This is a genomic window from Streptomyces sp. ICN903, from assembly GCF_022015835.1.
Classification (GTDB): Bacteria; Actinomycetota; Actinomycetes; order Streptomycetales; family Streptomycetaceae; genus Streptomyces; species Streptomyces fenghuangensis.
Map to the genome: position 1 here is coordinate 1 of NZ_JAKMAY010000350.1, position 5374 is coordinate 5374.

General features: G+C 73.9%; 6 protein-coding genes. 2 read left to right on the forward strand and 4 right to left on the reverse strand.

The genetic code is table 11. The features are described 5' to 3' along the window. Nucleotides 1–25 precede the first annotated feature (25 nt). Genes L7D48_RS25255 through L7D48_RS25265 form a run of 3 tightly spaced genes read right to left on the reverse strand, consistent with a single transcriptional unit; the run spans nt 26 to nt 2620 of the window. Nucleotides 26–1123 carry a beta-ketoacyl synthase N-terminal-like domain-containing protein gene (locus L7D48_RS25255; protein ID WP_237882834.1) on the reverse strand — a complete coding sequence of 366 codons (1098 nt, stop codon included), beginning with the start codon at nt 1121–1123 and terminating at the stop codon, nt 26–28. Continuing rightward, entirely contained in the window at nt 1120–2352 is a 1233-nt protein-coding gene (locus L7D48_RS25260; protein ID WP_237882836.1) for a beta-ketoacyl synthase, read from the reverse strand. Before L7D48_RS25260 ends, L7D48_RS25255 begins: the two co-directional genes overlap by 4 nt. Continuing rightward, nucleotides 2345–2620 (reverse strand): acyl carrier protein, encoded by a 276-nt coding sequence (locus tag L7D48_RS25265; RefSeq protein ID WP_237882839.1) that lies wholly within the window; start codon nt 2618–2620, stop codon nt 2345–2347. The genes L7D48_RS25260 and L7D48_RS25265 overlap by 8 nt, the downstream gene beginning before the upstream one ends. 261 nt (nt 2621–2881) lie before the next feature. On the opposite strand from L7D48_RS25265, the gene L7D48_RS25270 reads away from it, so the two are divergent. Then, nucleotides 2882–3838: an ACP S-malonyltransferase gene (locus L7D48_RS25270; protein WP_237882841.1), complete on the forward strand. Its 957-nt coding sequence runs from the start codon at nt 2882–2884 to the stop codon at nt 3836–3838. 346 nt (nt 3839–4184) lie between these two features. Next, complete coding sequence (locus L7D48_RS25275) at nt 4185–5099, forward strand: NAD(P)/FAD-dependent oxidoreductase (RefSeq protein WP_237882842.1); 915 nt, start codon at nt 4185–4187, stop codon at nt 5097–5099. Nucleotides 5100–5108: 9 nt separating this feature from the next. On the opposite strand, the gene L7D48_RS25280 is transcribed toward L7D48_RS25275, so the two are convergent. After that, the coding region (locus L7D48_RS25280; protein WP_305853175.1) for a molybdopterin dinucleotide binding domain-containing protein at nt 5109–5374 on the reverse strand (266 nt) is incomplete at its 5' end.

The window sequence follows — 5374 nt, forward strand, 5'->3', positions numbered from 1 at the left end:
GGGGGATCGGCCGCCGGGCGGAGGTTCAGGGCCGGGGGCTGCGCACCACCATCGCCGCGGCGTTCCCGTCCCGTCCGACCGAAGTGACCAGGGCGGTCACCCGTTCGGCGGGCGGTTCGGCCTGCCAGAGGGCGACGAGGGCGGCGAGCTGCAGGGCGCCGCTCGCGCTGTAGGTCTCGCCGAGCACGTCGGAGACACGTACCGGAGCGGGCAGCCCACCGCCCAGCGCGGCCCGCACGCCGCGCTCCTCGACGCGCTCCAGACCGCGGTGGCAGGTCGCGCCGAGGGACACCGTGTCCACCTCCTCCGGGCGGACCCCGCTGCGCTCCAGCGCCCGGGTGACGGCCTCGGCCAGCCCCTCGGCGTACCGCCGGGGGTCGGAGGTGAACCGCACCTCGCACGCCAGGAGTTCGGCCAGGGCGTCCGCGTGGTCCTCCGATGCCCCCTGCCGCACCGTGAACACCGCGCACCCCTCGCCGAGCGCCGCCTCCTCCCGCAGCACCCCGGTGCGGTGCCAGACCCAGGCGGCGGGGGCGCTGAGCTCCTCGACGCCGCCCACCAGCAGCCGGTCGGCCCGGCCGAGGGTGAGCGCGAGCCGGGCGTGCCGGAAGGCGAGCAGCGAAGCGGTCTGGCCGCCGGCCACAGTGGCGTTCAGGCCGCGCAGCCCGTTGCGGATGGCGATCTGGCCCGCGGCGCAGTTCATGACGGTGTTCGGGAACTGCCCCGGGTTGACCAGGTACGGCTTCTCCAGCGTCAGCGTGTCGCGCAGCAGCGAGCTGTGGTTGGAGACGGAACCGGTGTTGGTGGCCAGGACGACCCCGGTGCGCGTCCCGCCGGCGTCGGAGTCCCGGAGGGCCTCCTTGCAGGCGACCAGGCTCAGGGAGGTGAGCCGGTCCAGGTACTTGGTCCCCTTGCGGCCCAGGTGTTCCTTGACGTCGAAGTCCCGCACGGCGCGCACGGCGCGCGGCGGATAGTCGCCGGAGTCCTCGCCGACAGGGCCGGGCCGCTGCTCGCCTCGCCCGAGCAGGAGCCCGGCGAGCGGGCCGAGCCCGTGGCCGGCCGGGGAGACGACACCCGCGTCGGTGATGGACAGCGGCGCGACGGTCGCTGCGACGGTCGTCACGAGACCCTCCCCAGGATGGTGATGACGTTGTTGCCGCCGAAGGCGAAACCGTGGTTCTGCACGATCTCCAGCCGGGCCTCGCGGCCGGTGCCGGGGATGCAGTCCACGCCCTCGCCGAGTGCCGGGTCGGGCTCGGTGACGTTGGCGGTGGGCGGCAGGAAGTCCTGCTCCAGGGCCTTGCAGCAGGCGATCGCCCCGAAACCGCTGGCCGCGCCCATGGTGTGGCCGAGCATCGACTTGATGGAGCTGATCGGCGGGATGCGGTCCCCGAAGACCTCGCGGGCCGCGGTGACCTCGGTGGAGTCGTTGGTCGGGGTGCCGGTGCCGTGGGCGCAGATGTAGTCGATCTGCTCAGGGGCGACCCCGGCGTTGCGGTGCGCGGCGCGGATGCACTCGGCGATGCTGGCGGCGTCGGGGTGGACCATGTGCGCGGCGTCGCAGTTGGCGGCGTAGCCGAGGACCTCCGCATAGACGCGGGCGCCGCGGGCCCGTGCGTGCTCCAGCGTCTCCAGCAGCAGTACGGCGCCGCCCTCGCCGGTGATGATGCCGGACCGGTCGGCCGCGAAGGGACGGGGCAGGTCCTCCGCCATGGCGCCGAGCGCGTAGAACCCGGCGTGCGTGAGCCGGTTGACGGCGTCGGCGCCGCCGGCCAGCATCACCTCGGCCTCGCCGCTGCGCACCAGGTCGTAGGCGTAGCCCAGTGCGTAGTTGCTGGCCGAACACGCGGTCGGGATGGTCTGGGTCTCGCCGGCCAGCTCCAGCTCGGCGCTGACCGCGTTGGCGATCCGGGAGGCGGGGGTCTGCCCGGCCAGCTCCCCGTCGATGGACGGCAGGCCGTCGGCGAGCCACTGCTCCGCCAGTGCCTGGGCGACCGCGGACTCGCCGCTGGTGGTGCCCATGATCGCGCCGGCCCGGCCGGCCGCCAGCAGTCCCTCGTCGATCCCGGCGTCCGCGACGGCGAGCCGGGCGGCCGCGGCGGCCAGCAGGCCACTGCGGCCCCAGTGCCGCGGGTCGAGCCGCTTGAGGTGGTCGGCGGGTTCGAAGTCCAGGACTTCGCCGGCCTTGCGGCGTGGGAAGGCGCTCGCGTCGAAGCTCTGGATCGGCCCGGTGCCGTCGGCGCCGGCCCGGAGGGCGGACGCGAAGACGTCCGCCCCGATGCCGACCGGCGACACCGCGCCGAGCCCGGTGATGACCACCCGGCGCCGGGTGCGGTCCGGAAGCTCAGGCATGCGCGTCCTCCCCGGCGTGCTGCGCGACGGCGCCGACGAGGAGTCGCAGGTTCACCAGTTCCCCGAGTTCCGTCTTCGGAATGCTCACTCCCAGTTCCTTCTCTATTCGGGAGACGACGGTGATGAGTGAGAGGGAGTCGCTGTCGTAGTCTTCGGTGAAGTGACCCTCGTCGGTCAGTTCGCCCTCCTCCAGTTCCAGTTCCTCGGTGACGATCCGGCTCACCTGCTCGTGGTAGTCCGCTGCCGTCGCCACGGTCTGCTGAGTCATGTGTCTTCCTCTCGATCGCCGCTGTGTGCGGGCTGGACGAGAGGAACGTAGGCGGGCCCGGAACAGAGCGGCAAGGGGAGGCCAACCAAAGAGGCAGTGGGCTGACCGAAAGTGTCAGAGAACCCCTTTGGGGAATTCTCGAATCCGCTCGGGAGCCTATCGGAAGCTTTTATCTCCGCTCCATCGTCCTTCCAGGGGAATCGGTGACGATGACGTTCCTCCGAATCGGTGGCGATATCGCAGAGAAGTGGAGAGACCATCATGAGCGGACCGCGATTGGCACTGGTGTTTCCCGGCCAGGGCGCACAGCAGCCCGGGATGGGGCGCCTCTGGTCCGGCCGGCCCGGCTGGTCCCTGGCCGAGCGCGCGAGCGAGATCTCCGGACGCGATGTGCCGGAACTGCTGCTGCGGGCGGACGCGGAGACCCTGCGCCGCACCGACAACGCCCAGCTGGCCACGTTCGTGCTGGAAATGGTCGTCCTGGCCGAGCTGCGCCGCTGCCTGCCCGCCGCCCGGCGGCCGGTGGTGTGCGCCGGGCACAGCCTCGGCGAGTACGCCGCGCTGGTCGCGGCCGGGATCGTCGGCTTCGACGACGGCGTGCGCCTGGTCACCGCGCGCGGTGAGGCGATGCGCAGGGCCTGCGCCGCCGAACCCGGCACGATGGCCGCGGTCGTGGGCCTGCCCCCGGAGGACGTGGAGAAGGCCGCGCAGGAGATCCGCGACGGCGGCGGCCGGGTGTGGGTCGCCAACCTCAACTCCCCCCAGCAGAGCGTCCTGTCCGGCGAGGCCGGTGCGGTCGCCGCCTGCTCGGAGGCCGCGGAGCGGTTCGGCGCGGCCCGGATCGTCCCGATTCCGGTGGGCGGCGCATTCCACACCCCGCTGATGGAGTCCGCGGCCAACAAATTCGCGCGGGTGGCCGACGCGGTCGAGTACCTGCCCGGCCACACGCCGGTCGTGGCGAACGTCGACGCCCGCCCCCACCAGGAACCCGGCGGATGGCCGTGGCTGCTGACCCGCCAGATCACCGCCCCGGTGCGGTGGGCGGACTCGGTGCGTGCCATGGCCGGCGAGACCTACTGCGACATGTTCGTCGAGGTCGGCCCCGGCCGCACCCTCACCGGCCTCGCCCGCCGGATCGCCCCCGAGGTCTCCCGGCTGTCGATCGCCGAGCCGGGCCAGCTGCCCCCGGTGCCCGCCCCGGTCCGGAACGCGGCGTGACGGCCCGGGAGCGGTGGGACGCGGTCCTCGCGGCGGAGGAGACGCGGCCGGGCGAGACGGCGTCGCGGGCACCGTACTCGGTGGCCTGGAGCCGCCGCACGCTCGCCGAGCTCTTCGACCACTGCGGGGTCCCGGCGCGCGCCCGGACGCTGCCGGCCGCCCAGTCCCCCAACTACGGCATGGCACCGGACGAGGCGTCCGCCGCCCTCCACGCGACCGTCATCGACCACTACATCCGCAGCGCCTACTACCCCGAGGGGGGCGGCCAGATGATCGCGGCCGGCCTGCTGGAGGTGTCCGCGCGCACGGCGGAGTCCTCCGCACCCGCAGCCGGGTCACCCGGATCGTGGTCGACGGCGGGCGCGTCAGGGGCGTCGAGACGGCCGACGGCGGTCGCATCCACGCGCCGGTGGTGGTGTCCAACGCCGACTACCGGCGCACGGTCCTCGACCTCGTCGGCGAGGAGAACGTGCCGCGGCGGCTGGCGAACCGGACGCGGGAGGCACGGATGGCGCTGCCGTGGGCGGCGGTGTACGTGGCGCTGGACAAGGACATCGAGCAGGACGCGAACCTGTGGTGGTACCGCGGCGACGACATCGAGTCGTTCTACGCCGGCCTGCGCGAGGGCCGCGCCGCCGACGAGGACCGCGTCGACTTCGTGTTCGCGTCGTTCGCCTCCGCCAAGGACCCCGCCACCCGCAGGATCTGCCCGCCCGGGTACTCCAACTTCCAGCTGATGACACTCTGCCCGCCCGGCTTCGAGCGCTGGGGTGCCGGGACGGACCCGGCGGACGGGGCGTACCGCCGCGACCCCGGCTACCGGCGGTGGAAGGCCGGGCTGACCGAGGCCGTCCTGAAAACGGCCGAGGAGGCGCTCGGTCCGTTCCGGAGCCACATCACGCACGTGGAGGCCGCCACGCCGCTCACCCACGAGCGGTACATGCTCTCCACCGGCGGCACCCCCTTCGGCATGGCCCGCTGGGGTGCGGCCGGGGCGCGCCCCGGCACGGCCACCCCTGTCGAGGGCCTCCACATCGCGGGCTCCGCCACCCGCTACGGCAACGGCATCACCGGCTCCGCGGTCAGCGGCATCGCCTACGCGGGGGAGATCCTCGGCCGCCGCCTGATGCACGACGTGCACGCCGGCGCCGTCCTGGGCGATCCGTCGGCGCTGCCGATCCGGCCCGACGGCTGGGATCCGCTCGCGGTGTGCCGGGAGAGGGGCTCCTACCGGCGGCGGTCCGGGGGGAGCGCGCCGTAACCCGCCGCCTCACCCCGCCCCCGGTGCGGCTCTGCCGCCGGAGCCGCCGGAGGCTCCAGAACCTCCGGAGCCGCCGTCGCCGTCCCCGGCGCGCTCCACGCGGACCGCGCAGACCTTGAACTCCGGCATGCGCGAGATCGGGTCCAGGGCCGGGTTGGTCAGGGTGTTGGCGCGCCCCTCGCCCGGCCAGTGGAACGGCATGAACACCGTGTCCGGGCGGATGCCCGGTGTGATCCGGGCCGGCGCCACCGCCCGCCCCCGCCGCGAGACCACCG